This window comes from Oscillibacter sp. (assembly GCF_032018205.1).
Taxonomy (GTDB): Bacteria; Bacillota; Clostridia; order Oscillospirales; family Oscillospiraceae; genus Oscillibacter.
Genome location: NZ_DALZOY010000006.1, coordinates 1 through 19132, shown reverse-complemented (window position 1 = coordinate 19132; position 19132 = coordinate 1). Strand labels below are relative to the sequence as shown.

Here is a 19132-nt window from a genome sequence, read left to right as displayed (position 1 = left end):
CTAGCCGGGGCCGGTGCGGGAGCTTTCCCGTGCCGGCCCCTTATTTGTTGTAAAAAAAATACCGTTGAGGCAAATCAAAAGGGGCGGATGAATGCTCTAATGGTTAGAGAGGGGGGATCGGGTGGACCGGGAAGAATTTGTTCGGAGAACGGAGGCCATGCGGGCGCGGCTATATCGCACGGCCTTTGCGTATCTGGGGGGCGAGGCGGCAGCACTGGAGGCCGTGGACGAAGCGGTGTATCAGGCGCTGCGGCACCTCCACCAGCTTCGTGAGCCGGACTATTTTGAAACATGGCTTACCCGCATTCTAATCAACGAGTGCGGACGGGAGCTGCGACGGCTGAAGCGTCTGCGCCCGGATGAGTATTTGCCGGAAGCGGAAGAGGGCTTTGACTACGATGCGCTGCCTTTGCGGGAGGCGGTAGCCCGTCTTCCACAGGAGTTACGGCAGATAATTGCACTGCGCTACTTTGGGGATTTGACGCTGGCGGAGACCGCACGGGCATTAAGCATCCCGCAGGGAACGGTGGTTACCCGCCAGCGCAGGGCGCTGGCGTTGCTGAGACTGGAACTGGAGGAGGGAGAACCATGAATCGAAATGAAGAATACGCGGCGCTGCGAGCTTCAATTGCGGAGCCGCCGCAGCTTGAATATACGGTAACGAGAGCCTTGCAGCGAAACGGCAAAGCCCGCAGGCGTGTCCGCCTTTTTGGCGTTCCCGCCGGGAGCCTTGCGGCGTGCTTCTTGGGCTTCATGCTGCTGGTGAACCTGTTTCCACCCTTTGCCCGGGCTTGCGGCGGTGTGCCGGTGCTGCGGGAACTGGCAAGGGCGGTATCGTGGTCGCCGTCTCTTTCCGCCGCCGTGGAGCATGACTATGTACAGCCTGTGGGACAGGAAGAAAGCAAAGACGGAATTACCGCCCGGGTGGAATACCTGATTGTGGACCAGAAGCAATTGGAGATTTTTTACTCTCTGGATTCCGACCGATACGAAGAACTGGAAGCAGACGCCAGCATAAAGCTGCCCGACAACAAAGGAGGATACGGCAGTTCCAGCGGGTCATACGGCACACCCAATGGGGAGCTGCGGCAGATGACGGTGAATTTTATGGAGTTGGATGTGCCGGAGCGCCTGACTCTGCTTTTGGATGTCTATCAGAACACCTATAAGAACGACGGGACGGAGACAAAGACCGACGAAGAGTCCATGGACGAAACGTATTTCGCCCCCCACGACCGCGAACCGGACATTCTGACTACGTTTACCTTTGATCTTTCCATAGCTCCCCGGTTCACCGCCCAAGGCGATATTGTGGAGGTGGAGCGGATATTCCAAATCGACGACCAGACGCTGATACTGGAGCGGGCAGAGATTTATCCCACCCACCTGCGGCTGGACTTCGGCTATGCGCCGGAAAACACCGCGTGGCTGAAGGGTCTGGAGTTCTATGTGGAAAACGAGCAGGGTGAACGGTTCGACCCAGTGCGCAACGGGCTTACCGCCAGCGGAGAAGAAGCCTCGCCGTCCACCGTGACCTATTGGATGGACTCCACGTATTTCAGCCACAGTAAGGAATTAACACTTTACATTACGCAGGTACGCTGGCTGGATAAAGACCGGGAGCGCATTTGGCTGAATTTAGCCACGGGAGAGCACGGCCTCCTGCCGGACGGCGCGGAGCTTGCGGGAATTCAACGACTTGACAGCGGAAACTTGCTGACGTTCCGGACAAGACAGTATCGGGAAAATAATATGTACAGCCTTTGGAACGGATACCTGGATGAAAATGGAGAGGAGCAGTCCTTTTCCTCATCCGGCTCTTCCTACACCTATCAGGACCCCGCTACCGGCGAATATCTGGACGGCAGTACATCCGGCGTCTTTTACGAAACGGTGCCGCTGCCTGCGGCTGTCGGCCCGGAGGTTTGGCTGAAACCGGTCTTTACCCGTGTGGCGGACCTTCCCATTCCTGTGAAGGTTCCCATCAGATAAAAGACAGCGCAAAAAAGGAACGCCTTGAAACAGGCGTTCCTTTTTTCATGTTGCGCATCCCGCTGCGATTTGCTATAATAACTTTGATTGTGCGAAAGGGGGGGGGCTATGCGGATTCTGGGAATTGACCCCGGCGTGGCTACCATTGGCTTCGGGCTGGTGGAAGCGGACCGAGGCAGCGCGCGCATGGTGACCTACGGCACCGTCACCACCCCTGCGGGTTTGCCGCTTTCCCGGCGGCTTTATCAGATTTCCGGGGATATGGAGGCTTTAATCAGCAAACTGAAGCCGGAAGTTATTGCGATAGAGGAACTGTTCTTCAACAACAACATTACCACCGGAATCGCTGTGGCCCACGGACGGGGTGTCATTTTGCTGTCCGCTGAGAAATGTGGCATACCGCTGTACGAATACACGCCCTCGCAGGTGAAAATGGCGGTGGTGGGGTATGGCAAAGCAGAGAAGCGTCAGGTGATGGACATGACCCGGCGGCTTCTAAACCTGAAATCTGTTCCCCGCCCCGACGACGCGGCGGACGCGCTGGCGCTGGCCCTTTGTCATGCAAGGAGTTTTACTTCACGGCTTCCGCAGATGAGCGGTGTAAAGGAGACGATTTGACCGACAGGGCGCAGGACGCAACCTGCATTTGAACGAAGAATGGGAGGAATCCTGTGTTTTACTATCTAAACGGTATTGTTGCCGAGGTACAACCCAATCTGGCGGTGATCGATTGTGGCGGTGTGGGCTATGCCTGCGCCACCACGGGGCACACGCTGGCGGGCCTGAAAAAAGGAGAGAAGGCCAAGCTGTACACTCATTTTCACGTGGCGGAGAATGCTTTCGGGCTGTACGGCTTTGGGAGCCCTGCGGAGCTTGGCAGCTTTAAGCTGCTTATCGGCGTGTCCGGCGTGGGACCCAAGGCCGCGCTGGCGATTCTGTCCGTTTCCACCCCGGAAACACTGGCCATGTCGGTGATTACCGGGGACGAAAAGGCCCTGACGGCAGCTCCCGGTATTGGGAAGAAAATTGCCCAGCGCATTATTTTGGAATTGAAAGATAAAATGAGCAAAGAGAACGCCGCCAGCGGCTTTACTCTGGGCACGGGGAGCGGCGCCGTCAGCGCTGATCTAACCAATAAAACCATGGAGGCCGCCGCCGCTTTGAGTGTGTTGGGCTATTCCTCGGCAGAAACGGCCGAGGCGTTAAAGGGTGTTGACACACTAAGTCTTCCTCTGGAGGAGATTATCCGGGCCTGTCTGAAAAAAATGGCACGGTAGGCGGGAATCTTGGGTGTACGTGAGATGCCTGAAGGCTGAAGTGTCGGAAAGTTTGCTTCCGGCGAATTAAAGAGGAAAAGGGATTGAAGCGGAGCGATACGATCCGCGCTTTGAAGAAAAGCACGGCTGTACGCAGCCGCTATACAGGAAAGGAGAACGGCTATGGCAAAATACGAGCGTCGATTTCAGGGGGAGTTTGACAGCTCGCTGAATGTCTTGCACGCGGGGATTTTAAATGGCAGCGCTTCCGCCACCTACGAGGACGGCAGTGACTATGCTGTTGCTGATGTGCGCTGTGCGGTGCGGGTTTACGAGCGGTACAGCTATGCTGGAGGAAACCGGGTCAGCCTGAATCTGACCCTGATGGGGTATGGAAGGGATTTGTTCCTCTCCGTGATTACCTCCGGGGGAAGTCAGGCCATGTTTTTTAAGCTCAACACCTTGGGTGAGGAAGCGTTTCTGGACACCGTACGTGATATAGCGGAATCTCTGTAAAGGAAAAGCACCACACAGAGAAAAGCGCCTGATTTGGGGGATGTGAGCAGTTGAGCATTGACTTTGGAAGCGACATTTATGAAGAGCCTATCGTCGCCAAAACCTTTCTTGAAGAGGATGGCGGCGAGATTTCCCTGCGCCCCCGGGCGCTGCGGGACTACATAGGGCAGGAGAAGGCCAAGGAGAATCTGAGCGTGTTCATCGCCGCCGCCAAGCAGCGGACGGAGCCGCTGGACCATGTGCTGCTTCACGGTCCTCCCGGACTTGGCAAGACCACGCTGGCGGGAATTATCGCGGGGGAAATGGGGGTCAACATCCGCATTACCTCCGGTCCCGCCATTGAAAAGCCGGGAGATCTGGCGGCGCTTTTAACGAATCTTTCGGAGAACGACATTCTGTTTGTGGATGAAATTCACCGGCTGAACCGAGCGGTGGAGGAAATTTTGTACCCAGCCATGGAGGACTATGCGCTGGACATTATCGTGGGCAAAGGCCCTTCCGCAAACTCCATCCGTCTCGACCTGCCCCGGTTTACTCTGATTGGGGCCACCACCCGGGCGGGCCAGCTCTCCGCGCCTTTGCGGGACCGCTTCGGCGTGACGCTGCGGCTGGAACTGTATTCTTCGGAGGAATTGGCTCTGATTGTCACGCGCAGCGCCGGAATTTTAAATGTCCCCATTGAGGACGCAGGTGCGTTTGAGATTGCTAAGCGCAGCCGGGGAACGCCCCGGATTGCCAACCGGATGCTTCGACGGGTGCGAGATTTCGCGCAGGTGAAGGCCGATGGGGTCATTACCAAGGCAGTTGCGGATCACGCATTAAATGCGTTGGAGGTGGACTATCTGGGCCTTGACTCGGTGGACCGGAGGATGCTTTCGTCCATTGTTGAGAACTATGGCGGAGGCCCGGTGGGACTGGAGACGCTGGCCGCCACCATCGGGGAGGAGTCCGTGACGCTGGAAGACGTTTACGAGCCGTATCTGATGCAGTTGGGCTTTCTCACCCGCACGCCTCGGGGACGCTGCGTGACTCATCGGGCGTATTCCCATCTGGGGCTGAGCGTTCCGGGCGGGACGGAGCAGCCCGAGCAGCTCTCTTTTTGATTTTTGAATAGAACGAGGTATGTAAATATGGGCAAACTCTTTGGGACCGACGGTATCCGCGGCGTGGTGGGAGAAACCCTTACGGCGCAGGAGGCGTTTCGCGTGGGTCAGGCCGTTGCCGCTGTACTGACAGAGGATTTGGGCCGCCGCCCGGTGGTCTTGATCGGTAAAGATACCCGCGTTTCCTCCGATATGCTGGAATCTGCCCTCATGGCAGGCATCTGCGACGTGGGCGGCGATGTGAAGCCGCTGGGGACAATTCCCACCCCTGCTGTGGCGTATCTGACGGTGCGGGAGCGGGGCGATGCGGGCATTGTGGTTTCCGCGTCTCATAACCCCTATGAGCATAACGGCATCAAGGTGTTCAACGCCCAAGGCTACAAGCTGTCCGACGAGGTGGAACTGCGGGTGGAGGAGAAAATTCTGTCCGATGCGCGTATCAAGTCCCGCACCCGTAACGAAATTGGACGCCGTCACCACGGAATGCGCCAACTGAAGCGGGATTACATAGATTTTGTGGCGGGTACGGTGGAGAGCGACCTTGCGGGGCTGCGCATTCTTGCGGACTGCGCCAACGGCGCGTCCAGCGCCACCGCGCCGGAGCTGTTCGGTCGGTTTAAGGCCCACACGGATTTCATCCACACTCAGCCCGACGGCTTGAACATCAACAGCCGCTGCGGCTCCACATATCTTGAGGATTTGGCGGCTGCGGTGGTAAAAGGGAAGTACGACGTAGGCGTGGCCTTTGACGGGGATGCGGACCGCTGCCTTCTGGTGGACGAAACCGGCGGGCCTATCGACGGCGATAAGGTGATGGCCGTGTGCGCCGCGGACATGAAGCGCAGGGGAAAGCTCAACGGAAACGCGCTGGTTGCCACCGTGATGAGCAATCTGGGTCTCCACGAGTTTTGCCGCACGGGCGGGTTGGAGCTGGTTTGTACCGATGTAGGGGACCGGAACGTGCTGGAAGAAATGCTTCGGAGCGACTTCCGCATCGGCGGCGAACAGTCCGGGCACACCATTTTCACAGACCTTGAAACCACCGGAGACGGTCAGGTCACCGCGCTCCAATTTTTGCAGGTTTTGAAGACCTCCGGCAAAAAGGCTTCGGAACTGGTGTCCGTCTGTCCGACGTATCCTCAGGAGCTGATCAACGTGCCCGTGGACCATCAGCGGGGCGTGAAGGAGGCGATTATGGCCTCCTCCGCACTGCAAAGCGCCGTGGAGGCGGCTGAGAAGGCCATGGGCGGCGAGGGCCGTATTCTGGTGCGACCCTCCGGAACAGAAGCACTGATTCGTGTCATGGTGGAGGCAAAAACCATCGAAAAGGCGCGCAAAACGGCTGAAAAACTTGCGGATTTTGTGAAAACTATTGAAATTTAAAAGATGCCGCAGAGCGGAATTACCAGAATTTTCAAAAGAAATTTTAACGAATTTTATATTTCTCTTGACAAAATTTGTGTTCAAAAGGTATAATAACGTATGTGCAAGTGCGAAGAGTCTAATTCATTCTGTGCAGACGGCCTTTCGGATGAGGAGCTGTGTGTTCGTGCCTCCCGCGGGAATCGCGGGGCGGAGGAGCGTCTGGTTTCCAAATACACCCGTCTGGTCCGTTCCTGTGCCCGTCCGTTCTTTTTGATCGGGGGTGACAGCGAGGATTTGCTGCAGGAGGGAATGATCGGACTGATGAAGGCCGTCCGGGAATACGACGGAGAAAGGGACGCCGCTTTTCGCACCTTTGCCGAAACCTGTGTCCGCAATCGTCTGCTTTCAGTTCTGCGCGCCGCTTCCCGCGGCAAGCACATGCCTCTGAACCAGTCGGTTTCTCTTGATACACCCTTCTTTGATCGCGACTCCTACACCCTTGGTACCCGGGATCTGACGCAGCGCAGCCCTGAAGATTTTCTGATCGACAGGGAGCACACGAGCAGTCTCTTGTTTGGTGTTCGGAAACAATTGTCCGAGTTTGAAGCGAAGATTTTGGGGTATTATTTAGACGGTTTATCTTGTCGGGAAATTGCCGAAACCGTGGGCAAATCCCCTAAATCCGTGGACAACGCCGTGCAGCGGATCCGTCGTAAGGTGGCGCGGCAACTTCTTTCCGGCGATTTCAGCAAGAGCTGAGCGCAATATATTTTTCTTTTCAAAGAGAGGGTAAAATCATGTACGAAGACAAGACTTTAGTGTGCAAAGAGTGTGGCCAGGAGTTCGTGTTCACCGCCGGTGAGCAGGAGTTTTATGCCGAGCGCGGCTTCCAGAACGAGCCCCAGCGCTGCAAGGGCTGCCGTGATGCCCGCAAGACCGCTTCCCGCGGTCCCCGGGAGTACTTCGCCGCTGTTTGCGCATCCTGCGGTGGAGAGGCTCGCGTTCCCTTCGAGCCCAAGTCCGACCGTCCTGTGTATTGCAGCGAGTGCTTCGCCAAGATGCGCGAGGAGCAGAGATAACGAAAGTCATCTCAGAGGAACGTCCGAAAGGGCGTTCCTTTTTTGGCTTTTTTTAAAGGTGCGATGTATCTTCAAGAAACGAAACAGGACTGCAAAGCCGATTTTTTTTAGGTTTAGCGCAAAAAGGGCAGGTTTTGCCTTTTTACATGAAATTTTCCCCGGATTTCTCTTGAAATTAGAGAGAAAACGGGGTATAATACTTAAAAGTGAACGGAGCTTTGCTCCGATAAACTGAACTTTTGGAGGCAAATTTATGGTTGAAATTACAAAGGACACCATCATCGGTGATATTCTGGACGTGGCTCCTCAGACCGCGCCGATTTTCTTTTCCATTGGAATGCACTGCTTGGGCTGCCCTTCTTCTCGCGGCGAAACCGTGGAAGAGGCTTGCATGGTCCATGGCGTGGACGTTGACAAGCTGTTGACACTGGTCAACGAGGAAGCCAACAAGGCTGCGGAATAAAGCTTTTCCGAGGAAGAATCTGACAGAACGCATACGGGAAATCCGTATGCGTTCCGTTTGTCAGCGGTTGCCGGGCGACGGCAGAAATTTTCCCGTTTACAGCGGGCCAGAAGGAGACTGATGACGGAATGAATGCACGGAAACCCGAGTTGTCGGCCCGGCTTCAATTGTTGGCGGACTGGGTCCCTCAAGGTGCCACTCTGGCGGACGTGGGTACGGACCACGCCTATCTCCCGGTTTGGCTGACGCTGGAGGGACGGCTTCGCTCCGCCATCGCCTGCGATCTGCGGTCCGGTCCTCTGGGCCGGGGGCAAGACACCGCGCGCCGCTTTGGCGTTTTGGAGCGAATTGAATTTCGGCTGTGCGATGGGCTTGCCGGAGTGGAGGCGGAAGAGGCGGATACTGTGGTGATCGCGGGGATGGGCGGAGAGAACATCGTTTCCATTCTCGCCGCCGCCCCCTGGACGGCCGACGGCAGTCATACATTGCTGCTCCAGCCCCAGTCGCGGGCGGAGGAGCTGCGGACCTTTCTCAGTGCCAACAGCTACGCCATTAGCAGAGAGCGTCTGGTGGAGGACCGGGGAACTATTTATCCTGTGCTGGAGGTTGGAGCCGGTTCGCAGAGCCTGTCTCCGGGGCAGATATACGGTGGCGCTCATCTGATGGGGGACCCGCTGGGCGGACGATATCTTGTGGAGCAGATTTTAAGGCTCCAGACGGCGGTGGCTGGGCTTAACCGAGGGAGCGGACCGGAAACGTGGGAAAAGGCGGACCGGCTGAGGGATGTAATTGGGTCCTTGTTGGAATTATGGGAGGAGTGGCGTCATGCCAACGGCTCTTGAAATTGAGAAAAGTCTGTTTGAACTCGCGCCCAAAGCCGGTGCAATGGATTGGGACAACGTGGGATTGCTGGTGGGCGACCCGGCTGCGGAAATTACCCGCGCTTTGGCGGCGCTGGATGTGACGGAAGCGGTTGCGGATGAGGCGATTGCAAAGGGCTGCCAATTGATTGTCGCTCACCATCCGGTGATGAATTGCCGGTGGCTTCCGGTGCAAACCTTGCGGGAGGATACCCCGCAGGGGCGGCTGCTGCGGAAGCTGGTCCGTGCGAATATGTGCGTGATCTGCATGCATACGAATTTGGATGTGGCGGAGGGCGGCGTGAATGACGTGCTGGCCTATACTCTCCGTCTGGAGGACCCTGGGCCCCTTCCGGGGACAAATGGGCTTGCCCGCATGGGGCGGCTCCCGGCGCCCATGGCGCTGCGGGATTTTGCCGGCTATGTCTCTCAGGCACTGGATTGCAACGGCGTGCGCTATGCCGACGCCGGAAAATCGGTGCTTCGCGTGGCCGTGGGCGGTGGAGCCTGCGGCGAATACGCAGATGCGGCAGCCGCTGCTGGCTGTGATACCTTTGTGACCTCGGATTTAGGCTATCACGCGTTTTTGGACGCGGCGGGGAAGGGCATCAATCTGCTGGACGCAGGCCATTTCCCCACGGAGGACCCGGTCTGCCATGCGCTGATTGACTGGTTGCAAGGAAAATTCCCCGGGCTTTCTATTGAAAAATCCACTTCCCACCGGGAAGTCATTCAATTCTACATTAAAGGAGAATAAACATATGTCTGGACATTCCAAGTGGCATAATATCCAAAAAACCAAGGGAGCGGCGGACGCGAGACGATCCGCGGCATTCACCAAGGTGGCAAAGGAGATTCTCGTTGCCGTGAAGGAAGGCGGCGGCGGCGATCCCAACAATAATTCCCGTCTTGCCACGGTCATTGCAAAGGCCAAGGCAGTGAATATGCCCAACGACAATATCAAGCGCACCATCGAGAAAGCCATGGGCGCGGGCAATACGGAGAGCTTTGAGGCCATTACCTATGAGGGTTACGGTCCCGGCGGCGTGGCCGTCATTGTGGAGGCCCTCACCGACAATCGCCAGCGCACCGCGCCGGAGGTTCGCCATGCCTTTGACAAGTGCAACGGCAACATGGGAGCGCCTGGCTGCGTTAGTTGGTCTTTTGACCGCAAAGGCGTCATCGTCATTGACAACGAGGATGGAGAGCTGGATGAGGACACCGTGATGATGGATGCGCTGGAAGCCGGCGCGGCGGACTTTACCGCCGACGGACCGGCTCTTGAGATCAACACCGACCCAGATTCCTTCAACACTGTTGTGAAGACACTGGAGGAGAAGGGGTACAGCTTTGTCAACGCCGACATCGAGATGGTCCCCCAGAACACCATTGTGCTCAGCAGCGAGGGCGATGTGAAAAACATGGATAAGCTTATTGATATGCTGGAGGACAATGAGGATGTGCAGAACGTCTGGCACAACTGGGAGCAGGACTAAGCTGAGCCGCCCCATTTGTCTGCTGACCGAAGCAGTTTAAAGGCTATATTGAAAAAACAGGCAGCCCGGGAGCAAACTGCTCCCGGGCTGCTTTATACTGATATATTCAACAAAACTTAGGTTTTATTGAATATATCAGTATAAAGCTTACGAAAGAAGGAGGGTCGAAAAGGGAACGAAGGGCACTGAAGAAAAGAACAAGCCCCGGCTGCGTATTCCGCAGCCAGGGCCATATCTGATGCAAGCAAAACTGTAAGCCGGGTTCTGTATTTGACAGTCATCTATCTCGACGCGCCGTCGCCGACGCGCTCAAGCCACCTCCTGGAAGCGGTCGGGCCAACCTATTGCTTCCCCACGGTGTTGCTCCGGATAGAGTTTACAGCGACGGACTGTTTCCAGCCGTCGGGTGAGCTCTTACCTCGCCTTTCCATCCTTACCGTCTTTTGCCAATCCACGGAAGCCGACAATTCCGCGTTCCGTCCGAGGACGGCGCTAGCCGACGCGGCCCGACCGCCATGGAACGGCAAAAGAAGGCGGTATATCTCTGTTGCACTTTTCCTGAAGTCGCCTTCGGCGGGCGTTACCCGTTATCCTTGCCCTGTGGAGCCCGGACTTTCCTCATAGACGGCCTTTCGGCCTGCCTACGCGACTGTCTGTTTTACTTGCCCGTTTATTTTACCCGCTCTTTCACTGCTTGTCAACAGCAAAGAAGATGAAAAATTTATGGGGCCTGATTGCTATTTTTACCGCTTTGCGGTATACTGTTCTGAGTAATTTTTCCGCCCCTGCGGGCGCTTTTGGAGGGACCGCTTATGACGTTACAGGAATATATTGCATCCATTCGGGAAAAAACCGTGGCCATTGTGGGGATCGGCGTCAGCAACACGCCGCTGATTGAGCTTTTGGCAAAATCGGGCGTTCGCGTCACCGCCTGCGACCGCAAAAGCCGGGAGGATTTGGGCTGTGAGGCCGGCCGGTTGGAAAGTCTTGGCGTAACGCTGAAGCTGGGAGACGAATACCTGAAGGATCTGACTCAGGACGTGATTTTTCGCACGCCGGGATTGCGGCGGGACGTTCCGGAGTTTTTGGCAGCAGCGGCACGGGGAAGCGAGATTACCTCCGAAATGGAGGTCTTCTTTCAAGTGGCTCCCTGCATGCTGATCGCTGTTACCGGAAGCGACGGGAAGACCACCACGACCACTCTGATCTCCGAATTTTTGCGGGAGGCCGGAAAAAACGTTCACGTTGGCGGAAACATCGGCCGTCCGCTGCTGTGCGAGGCGGATGAAATGCGACCGGAGGACTATGCCGTATTGGAGCTGAGTTCTTTCCAACTGATGACCATGACCCGCAGCCCCCACATCGCCGTAATTACAAATCTGGCACCCAATCATTTGGATGTACACAGGGATATGGCGGAATATATAGCTGCAAAGGAAAACATCTTTACACATCAGTCTTCATCGGATATTGCCGTATTTAATGCTGACAACGATATTACGGCTGAGCAAGCAGGCCGCGCCGTCGGCCGCCGTCGGCTGTTTTCCCGCAAAGAGGAGCCGGAGGAGGGCGTATTCCTTCGGGGCGATGTGATTGTCTCCCGGGCAGACGGGGCAGAGCGGGAAATTATGCACACATCCGATATCCTGCTTCCCGGGGTTCATAACGTGGAAAACTATATGGCGGCGATTGCTGCCATGGACGGTTTGGTGCCCGATGAAGCAATGCGGGAGGTGGCCCGGACCTTTGCCGGTGTAGAGCACCGCATTGAGCTGGTGCGGACGCTGCGGGGTGTGCGGTACTACAACGACTCCATCGGAACCAGCCCTTCCCGTACCATCGCGGGGCTGCGGTCCTTCCCGGAAAAAGTCATTCTTATTGCGGGGGGCTACGACAAGCACATTCCCTTCGACACGCTGGGGCCGGAGCTTGTGGAGCATGTGAAGCTTCTGATTCTCTGCGGGGCCACGGCGGAAAAAATCCGCGGCTGCGTTGAAAATGCGCCCAATTATCAAGGAACTCCGGAAATGCTGACTGTTTCTGAGCTTCGCGCTGCCGTGGAAACGGCGGCACAGAGAGCAGGGGAGGGCGATGTAATTTTGCTGAGCCCCGCCTGCGCGGCCTTTGACCAGTTTAAAAACTTTATGGAGCGGGGCAGGGCTTTTAAGCAGATTGTGTCCGGATTGAAATAGGGAAAAGCCCCTTTCGCATAGAATCTTCCAATGGGGTGATTCTATGAGATCTTACGGATACTACCGCCGCCCCCTGACTCGGCGGACGCTGGTGCGGCTGCTGCTGGCGGCGGTGTTTCTGGCGCTGGGGATCTTTGCCGCCGTGGCGGGTCTTCAGATGAAACAGCTACTGACCCAGTTGGCTGTTACCCGGGTAAGCAACACGGTGAACGGCATCGTCGCACAGGCGGTGAATGAAACAATTGACAGTGGGGAGATTAAATATGACGATTTAATTTCCTTTGAAAAGGACAACGAAGGGAAAATTACGGCGGTAAAAAGCAATATGCCGGAGTTTAACCGCTTGCAGTCCAAAATTTTAAAGGTGATTTTAGAGCGGCTCTCCGACGTATCCACAAAAGACTTGTCCATCCCTGTGGGCAGCCTTACCGGGTCTGCTCTGCTGTCCGGGCGTGGGCCGGGGGTAAAGGTGCGGATGCAGTCCGTGGGATCGTCTAGGGCACATCTGGAAAACCAGTTTGATACCGCGGGGATCAACCAGACCAAGCATCGGATTCTGCTGGAGGTGGATGTATCCGTGGCAATCTTGCTGCCGGGCTTTAACACCGCCACGCAGGTGAGCAACGCCTTTACCGTGGCCGAAACGGTGATTGTGGGTACGGTTCCGGAGAGCTATACCTATTTCAGCAATACGGGTGATCAAGCAGATGACGCCAGAGAGCTGATTCTCAACAAGGGCTGAGCGGGAGGAAGCCCTCCCGCTTTCAGTCCGGGCAGGAAAGGAAAAGGAACGAGCGCATGGACTATCGCGAGGAAATGAAGCGACTGCGGGAGGAGCTCAACGAGAATGCCTACCGCTACTATGTATTGGACGAACCCACCATATCGGATTATGATTACGACATGAAAAACCGTCGGCTTCAGCAGTTGGAACAGGAGCATCCAGAGGAAATCGTCCCGGATTCCCCCACCCAGCGCGTGGGGGACAAGCTGAAGGATGGCTTTTCCCCTTATCGCCACGAGGTTCCGCTGGAGAGCTTGCAGGATGTGTTTACCGCCGGAGAGGTGGAGGATTTCTGCCGCCGGATGGAGGAGTCGCTTGATGGGAATGCGGCGTATTCTCTGGAGCCGAAGGTAGACGGACTGTCGGTGGCGCTGGAGTATCGGGACGGCGTATTTGTCAGCGGTGGGACAAGAGGCGACGGCAGAGTGGGGGAGGATGTGACGGAGAACCTGCGCACCGTCCGCTCCATTCCCATGACGCTGCCGGAGAAGCTGCCCCGGCTCATTGTCCGGGGAGAGGTTTATATGGCCCGCTCCGTGTTTGAGGAAATCAACCGCCACCGGGAAATAGAGGGGAAGCCCCTCATGGCCAACCCCCGAAACGCAGCCGCAGGCTCCCTGCGCCAGCTTGACCCGAAAATTGCGGCGGAACGGCGGCTGGACATCCGGATTTTTAACCTGCAATTGGCGCAGGGACGAAGCTTTGCCACCCACTCTGAAACGCTGGACTATTTAGAAAGCCAGCATTTCCCCGTTATCCCCCATAAAACGGTCCTTACCGCCGACGCGTGCCTGAAGGAAATCTATGACATCAACGAGCGGAGAATGAGCTATCCCTACGATATGGACGGAGCAGTGATTAAAATTGACCGGCTGTCCGACAGAGAATCGCTTGGCAGCACTGTGAAATGCCCTAAGTGGGCCATTGCCTACAAGTATCCGCCGGAGCAGAAGCCGAGCAAGGTTCTGGACATTGTGGTTCAGGTGGGTCGCACTGGAGTGCTGACGCCCAAGGCGGTGCTTGCACCGGTCCATCTGGCAGGCACTACCGTCCAGAGCGCCACGCTGCATAATCAGGATTATATTGCTGAAAAGGACGTTCGCGTGGGCGACACCGTATTGGTCCAGAAGGCGGGAGAGATTATCCCCGAAATCGTGGAGGTGGACGTTTCCAAGCGGCCGGAGGGGACGATTCCCTATGAGCTGCCAAAAAACTGCCCGGTTTGCGGCGCACCTGTGACCCGGGACGAAGACGGGGTGGCGGTTCGCTGCACCGGCGCGGAATGCCCGGCCCAGCTTCTGCGTAATATTACGCACTTTGTCAGCCGGGACGCTATGGACATCGACGGTCTTGGACCCGCCGTGCTTCAACAATTGATTGAAACCGGGCTGATTCACTCCGCCGCGGACCTCTATGGCCTGACGGAGCAGGACTTTGCCCAGTTAGAGCGCATGGGAGAAAAGTCCGCTTCCAACGCGGTGGCTGCCATCGAGAAATCTAAGGGAAATGACCTTGGGAAGCTGCTCTACGCGCTGGGCATCCGGCAGGTGGGTGAAAAAGCAGGGCGGGTGTTGGCGCAGCATTTTAGAACGCTTGACGCGCTGGAGCGTGCCACACCGGAAGAGCTGACATGCATTGACAGCGTGGGAGCCGTCACGGCTCAGTTCATTCTGGACTGGCTTGCAAGCCCTCAATCTCAGGACCTGCTGCAAAAGCTCCGCAGCGCCGGAGTGAATACTACCTGCACGGAAGAGGCGGTGGACGACCGCTTCGCAGGAAAAACCTTCGTTCTCACCGGTACGCTGACCCAGTTCGACCGCAAGTCCGCCGAGGAGATGATTCAAGCCCGGGGTGGGAAGTCATCCGGCTCCGTTTCCAAAAAGACGGCCTATGTTGTGGCGGGAGACGCCGCAGGAAGCAAGCTTCAAAAGGCCCAGGAGCTGGGTATCCCCGTGCTGACGGAGGATGAGTTTGCGGCGCTGCTGAAATGAGAGCTGAGCAGGTGCAGGGAAGAGCAGGTGCAGGGAAGAGCATGACGCGGATTGCATATCTGATTGTCGACATTCCTAATCTTCCCCCCCCTATCTCTGCGGCAGATGAAATCTGAAAAGGACGTTTTGACCGTGAAACGAGATGAACTATCTTGCTCACTGGATTGGTCTGACGCTGATAGATGTACCCGAAAAGTTTCCTAGTATACAATGCATGAAAAGGAGTATGACTTTACAGTCATACTCCTTTTTACAAGCTTTTGCTGCCTTTATCACAGAACTCCCTTATAAATTTCTAAAGAACGAGAAATCGCCATACTGTTACAGTGTTTATGCTTAAATCGCCTGAGCTTTTCCGGACGGTATCGTAAGCTAAAGAAGAAGGGATGAATCTCATGTTTACCAATTATCATTACTTCCTAGTTCTGGCCAAGGAGGGCAATATGACCCGTTCGGCGGAGCATCTATTCATTTCTCACCAGAATTTGAGTAAGTATCTGTCCAATTTGGAGACAGATTTTGGTATAACCCTGTTTGAGCGCAAGCCTTCTTTCTGGTTGACTTCGGCAGAACAATCCATGTATGAAGCGCTGTGCCAAGTGAAATCGCTGGAGCGTAATTTGCGGGACGATCGAGGCGGAGAAATTACTTTGGGAACTACGGAAGGGCGATTCCGTAGTTTGATGCCCAACCTCATCAACGATTTTAAAAATGCTTCTTCAGATGTGCATCTGCGTATCGTCAGTGCAGCTTCGCCGGAATTGCAGGAGACGTAAGGCGCTGACCTACGGAATTTTCAGCAGATGCCCTTTGCGCTCAACTTGCCATACTTCAATTCCAGTATGCTGCTAAAGCGGCATCTGGAGAAAATCGGAGCCAGTCTCGACTGCGTCCATGTTTCCAGCCACCCAGACCTGCATCCATGCGGGATTATACGGCCAGCTTCTGCCTCTTCCCAGCGTACTGAAATTAAATCAGGAGTTGAATAACAAGATGAACATCTTCCCAATCAAAGATTTCCACGAAACCACTCCTGTTGTGGTATCCTATTTGTAAAGCCGGGTGTTCTGGAGGAGTACCCAGATGTTACTGCATATGATCCGCCAGAATTGCAAGGTATTTAGCCAATATGATCTGATTTAGCAATATTTAGCACAAGACCCGGGGCATTTGCTCAGGTCATGTACTAGTTCATTGCAAAAGGAATGTAAACTCAATAAATGGACATTGTGCCCATTATCAATGCCACAACGCACAGTATAATGCTAATCCAACCGAAATTTTTCTTCAGGGGTGGGGACGGAAACCTCTATGCCAGCCAAGCCGCACGCCAAATATGTGGTGGACTGCAAGGGGCTGATAATCATACCCACATTGTCACAAGCAAAATGATAAAAAATCAGAATTTGATTGCAGAGAAAATTGATTATTTACAGAAAGAGGAAGAGCACAATAGAAGTATTGGAGGGAATTCGGGTTCTTGATATACCACAGTCATTGCCTGTCCATGGGCCGCTGAAGGATGGCGTCAGTATACGTTGGCCATCTATGGGACGTAATAAAAGAGCATTACGCTGGATTTCCACTACGAAGAGGGCAAGCAGCCCTTTTTGGAACTGGTGGCTAAAAGTGACGTTATTATAGAGAACTTCCGCACCGGTACCTTGGAAAAATGGGGCCTCGGTATGGACGTGTTGCGACAGGCCAATCCTGATATCGGCAGTTCAGAAAAATCAATAACGATTTTTTATGGTAGAATTAGGATAGTCTACGTCCGCCGTCTCAAATGGGCTGAAGTGTGGTAAACTGCCTCGAAAGAGAAGGCGAGTAAAAAAGGCGATATGACTTTACAGTCATATCGCCTTTTATTCATTGCAGTCCGCTTATTTGTCAAAGGACGGATTCATGTAGTACACATTTTTCTCGTTCATCCGGTCCTTGGCCAGTCGAAGTCCCTCGCCAAAGCGTTGGAAGTGGACGATTTCTCTGGCGCGGAGGAAACGAATGGCGTCGGTGACATCCGGGTCATCGCTCATCCGCAAAATGTTGTCATAGGTCAGACGTGCTTTTTGCTCTGCCGCCAAATCCTCGGTCAAATCTGCGATGGTATCACCAGTGACGGCAATACCGTCTGCGCTCCAGGGAGAGCCGGACGCGGCGGTGGGGTAGACCGAGGTGGTGTGGTCGATAAAATAGGGGGCAAAGCCGCCCTCTCTCACGTCACCTTCCGTGAGGTTCCGGGTTAACTGATGGACAATGGTACCCACCATCTCCAAATGGCCTAGTTCTTCTGTCCCTATATCGGTTAAAAGCCCTTTCAGCTCGGGATAGGGCATGGAGTACCGCTGGCTGAGATACCGCAGCGATGCACCAAGCTCTCCGTGTGGTCCCCCGTAGTGCAGCAGACTACGAAGCAAAATTAAAAGACAAGGCGATAATGTATTTGCAGGAGGTTTTGGGCTTTGTCCCAGGTGGCGTATTCGATGATGGAATGGGCCGCTTCGGATTTCTGCTCCATGGTAGTGGAATCGGAAGTAATCGTCTTTAAGACGGAACGTATAGATTTTTTCATAGCAGTGGGGGTGCCAATCTTGGCGCTCTTTTTTTCTGCCGCTTGAATCTGCGTGTTCACATCGGCCAGCCTTGCCTGAGTGGACTCTTTTGTGGTCTTATATTCCTCGACAGTATCGGCTCCGGCAAGGTATGCATCACGCAAACGGTCCAGCTTTTTTGCGAGAGAATCCCGCTGAGTGCGCAGCGCGTTTAATTCGTCCTCGCCGACATCCTTTGCCCGAATGATCTCGTACTGAATGGGCGAGCTGGTTTGAAGGTCAACTTGAAGACGGCGGATAATAGCCTCTTTTAAGAGGTCCGTGGAAACGTGCTGGGAGGTTTTGCAGCGGCCCCGAACATAGTGATTGCACTTCCAATAGTTCGGCTTTGCAAAAATCAAGGTGGCACCGCAGGAAGAGCAGTGGATCAGGCCGGAAATCCAGTCCTTATTGCTTCCCAGAGGCCGCCCATGATATTTCCATGTGGCCTTCAGCTCCGCGATGCGGGACTGCACAATGTTCCATGTGTCCATATCTATTAAAGGCTCGTGCTTTCCGTCGGCCAGCACAATAGCGGGGTCCGTAAAATCGCGGCGAGTGATGCCGGAGGGATTCCAGCGGAGCTTTCCAATGTAAACCGGATTGCGAAGAATATACTCCACGGTGCGGTTTTCAAAAAGATTCCCCCGGTGTGTCCGGGCACCGATATCATTCAGCCACTTGGCAATGTGGAAGAAGCCCTCACCCTCAGAGAAGCGGCGGAATATCTCTTTTATGTAAGTGGCCTCCGGTTCCTTTGGAGCCAGAACATTGTCCTGCACCGTGTATCCGAAGGAAGGATTGGATTGCAGTTCGCCCCGGCGATGCTTTTCCTCCATGCCGCGCTTGACTTCTTCAGCAAGGTTGATGGAGTAATATTCGTCCATGGCTTCAATCAGCGCTTCCATGAGAATGCCGAGTTTTCCCTCGGCAATCGGCTCGCTGATGGAAAGTACCTCAATGTGGAGCTGCTTGCGCAGGACGGACTTATAAAACACCGCGTCGTCCCGGTTCCGGGCAAACCGGGAGAACTTCCATAGCAAAATTGCATCAAAGGGCTTGGGCTTCAATTTTGCCGTGCCGATTAAATGACGGAAAGCGCCCCGCCCTGTGACCTTTCGTCCGGAAATTCCCTCGTCCACAAAGACGTATTCCTCCGGAATAATCCAGCCGTTTTTTGCCGCCCACTTGCGAATCTCCACAAGCTGGCTGGCAGGGGACAGCTCTGTCTGGTCTTCGGTGCTGACGCGGATGTATGCAGCGGCAATTCTATATTCGTCTGGCATGGGATTTCACCTCTGTTCATCTTGGTTTCCGCGCAAATGCGCGGAAACCATTTTTAAGCATATTTTCAAAAAATCCTTTGCGCTCTGCTCTGAAAGCGAGTCAATGATGTTGTATAAATAAAGTTGACACCCTATTCTCAAGGATTTTGATATATAAT

At 54.9% G+C, this 19132-nt stretch carries 22 protein-coding genes and 1 other RNA gene; 20 read left to right on the top strand and 3 right to left on the bottom strand.

Going from position 1 to position 19132, the window contains the following annotated elements; translation table 11 throughout:
• Window positions 1–121: 121 nt before the first annotated feature.
• From RTU96_RS06165 to RTU96_RS06105, 13 genes are all read left to right on the top strand, one after another.
• On the top strand, window positions 122–592 hold the full coding sequence (locus RTU96_RS06165; RefSeq protein ID WP_312635587.1) for a sigma-70 family RNA polymerase sigma factor: 471 nt from the start codon (window positions 122–124) through the stop codon (window positions 590–592).
• A complete protein-coding gene (locus RTU96_RS06160) occupies window positions 589–1992 on the top strand; it encodes a DUF4179 domain-containing protein (RefSeq protein ID WP_312635586.1) in 1404 nt (467 codons plus the stop codon). The genes RTU96_RS06165 and RTU96_RS06160 overlap by 4 nt, the downstream gene beginning before the upstream one ends.
• A gap of 108 nt (window positions 1993–2100) precedes the next feature.
• A complete protein-coding gene (gene ruvC / locus RTU96_RS06155; RefSeq protein ID WP_312635585.1) occupies window positions 2101–2610 on the top strand; it encodes a crossover junction endodeoxyribonuclease RuvC in 510 nt (169 codons plus the stop codon).
• 53 nt (window positions 2611–2663) lie between these two features.
• Entirely contained in the window at window positions 2664–3269 is a 606-nt protein-coding gene (gene ruvA / locus RTU96_RS06150) for a Holliday junction branch migration protein RuvA (protein WP_312635582.1), read from the top strand.
• A gap of 162 nt (window positions 3270–3431) precedes the next feature.
• Complete coding sequence (locus RTU96_RS06145; protein ID WP_312635581.1) at window positions 3432–3764, top strand: DUF6054 family protein; 333 nt, start codon at window positions 3432–3434, stop codon at window positions 3762–3764.
• Between the two features lie 50 nt (window positions 3765–3814).
• A complete protein-coding gene (gene ruvB / locus RTU96_RS06140) occupies window positions 3815–4867 on the top strand; it encodes a Holliday junction branch migration DNA helicase RuvB (protein WP_312635579.1) in 1053 nt (350 codons plus the stop codon).
• A gap of 27 nt (window positions 4868–4894) precedes the next feature.
• Window positions 4895–6250 carry a phosphoglucosamine mutase gene (gene glmM, locus RTU96_RS06135; RefSeq protein ID WP_312635578.1) on the top strand — a complete coding sequence of 452 codons (1356 nt, stop codon included), beginning with the start codon at window positions 4895–4897 and terminating at the stop codon, window positions 6248–6250.
• Window positions 6251–6349: 99 nt separating this feature from the next.
• Complete coding sequence (locus RTU96_RS06130) at window positions 6350–6991, top strand: sigma-70 family RNA polymerase sigma factor (protein ID WP_312635576.1); 642 nt, start codon at window positions 6350–6352, stop codon at window positions 6989–6991.
• A 38-nt stretch (window positions 6992–7029) separates the two neighbouring features.
• On the top strand, window positions 7030–7311 hold the full coding sequence (locus RTU96_RS06125; RefSeq protein WP_293009465.1) for a zinc-ribbon domain containing protein: 282 nt from the start codon (window positions 7030–7032) through the stop codon (window positions 7309–7311).
• A 253-nt stretch (window positions 7312–7564) separates the two neighbouring features.
• The gene (locus RTU96_RS06120; RefSeq protein ID WP_293009464.1) at window positions 7565–7774 is read left to right on the top strand and encodes a DUF1858 domain-containing protein; all 210 of its coding nucleotides are present in this window, start codon (window positions 7565–7567) and stop codon (window positions 7772–7774) included.
• 128 nt (window positions 7775–7902) lie between these two features.
• A complete protein-coding gene (locus RTU96_RS06115; protein WP_312635573.1) occupies window positions 7903–8616 on the top strand; it encodes a class I SAM-dependent methyltransferase in 714 nt (237 codons plus the stop codon).
• On the top strand, window positions 8600–9391 hold the full coding sequence (locus RTU96_RS06110) for a Nif3-like dinuclear metal center hexameric protein (protein WP_312635572.1): 792 nt from the start codon (window positions 8600–8602) through the stop codon (window positions 9389–9391). Before RTU96_RS06115 ends, RTU96_RS06110 begins: the two co-directional genes overlap by 17 nt.
• A gap of 4 nt (window positions 9392–9395) precedes the next feature.
• On the top strand, window positions 9396–10130 hold the full coding sequence (locus tag RTU96_RS06105; RefSeq protein ID WP_312635571.1) for a YebC/PmpR family DNA-binding transcriptional regulator: 735 nt from the start codon (window positions 9396–9398) through the stop codon (window positions 10128–10130).
• 237 nt (window positions 10131–10367) lie between these two features.
• Here RTU96_RS06105 and rnpB read toward each other — a convergent pair.
• An RNA gene (rnpB, locus tag RTU96_RS06100) (RNase P RNA component class A) lies at window positions 10368–10795 on the bottom strand.
• A gap of 147 nt (window positions 10796–10942) precedes the next feature.
• Between rnpB and murD the strand changes: the two genes are divergently transcribed.
• The 7 genes from murD (at window position 10943) to RTU96_RS06065 (ending at window position 16902) form a co-directional block, all read left to right on the top strand.
• Window positions 10943–12322, top strand: coding sequence for a UDP-N-acetylmuramoyl-L-alanine--D-glutamate ligase (gene murD / locus RTU96_RS06095; protein WP_312635570.1), 1380 nt, complete (start codon window positions 10943–10945; stop codon window positions 12320–12322).
• A 43-nt stretch (window positions 12323–12365) separates the two neighbouring features.
• Window positions 12366–13064, top strand: a complete 699-nt coding sequence (yunB, locus tag RTU96_RS06090; RefSeq protein ID WP_312635569.1) for a sporulation protein YunB — start codon at window positions 12366–12368, stop codon at window positions 13062–13064.
• 56 nt (window positions 13065–13120) lie between these two features.
• Window positions 13121–15097: an NAD-dependent DNA ligase LigA gene (ligA, locus tag RTU96_RS06085; protein WP_312635567.1), complete on the top strand. Its 1977-nt coding sequence runs from the start codon at window positions 13121–13123 to the stop codon at window positions 15095–15097.
• Between the two features lie 395 nt (window positions 15098–15492).
• Window positions 15493–15873, top strand: a complete 381-nt coding sequence (locus RTU96_RS06080; protein ID WP_312635565.1) for a LysR family transcriptional regulator — start codon at window positions 15493–15495, stop codon at window positions 15871–15873.
• 118 nt (window positions 15874–15991) lie between these two features.
• A complete protein-coding gene (locus tag RTU96_RS06075; protein ID WP_312635564.1) occupies window positions 15992–16153 on the top strand; it encodes a hypothetical protein in 162 nt (53 codons plus the stop codon).
• Between the two features lie 164 nt (window positions 16154–16317).
• Window positions 16318–16581: a hypothetical protein gene (locus RTU96_RS06070; protein ID WP_312635563.1), complete on the top strand. Its 264-nt coding sequence runs from the start codon at window positions 16318–16320 to the stop codon at window positions 16579–16581.
• A gap of 84 nt (window positions 16582–16665) precedes the next feature.
• Window positions 16666–16902: a CoA transferase gene (locus RTU96_RS06065; protein ID WP_312635761.1), complete on the top strand. Its 237-nt coding sequence runs from the start codon at window positions 16666–16668 to the stop codon at window positions 16900–16902.
• 78 nt (window positions 16903–16980) lie between these two features.
• Here the strand turns inward: RTU96_RS06065 and RTU96_RS06060 are convergent, their stop codons facing one another.
• Together RTU96_RS06060 and RTU96_RS06055 are read right to left on the bottom strand one after the other, a co-directional pair.
• Window positions 16981–17514, bottom strand: a complete 534-nt coding sequence (locus tag RTU96_RS06060; protein WP_312635561.1) for a manganese catalase family protein — start codon at window positions 17512–17514, stop codon at window positions 16981–16983.
• Between the two features lie 2 nt (window positions 17515–17516).
• Window positions 17517–18974, bottom strand: a complete 1458-nt coding sequence (locus tag RTU96_RS06055) for a recombinase family protein (protein WP_312635560.1) — start codon at window positions 18972–18974, stop codon at window positions 17517–17519.
• Between the last annotated feature and the right edge of the window lie 158 nt (window positions 18975–19132).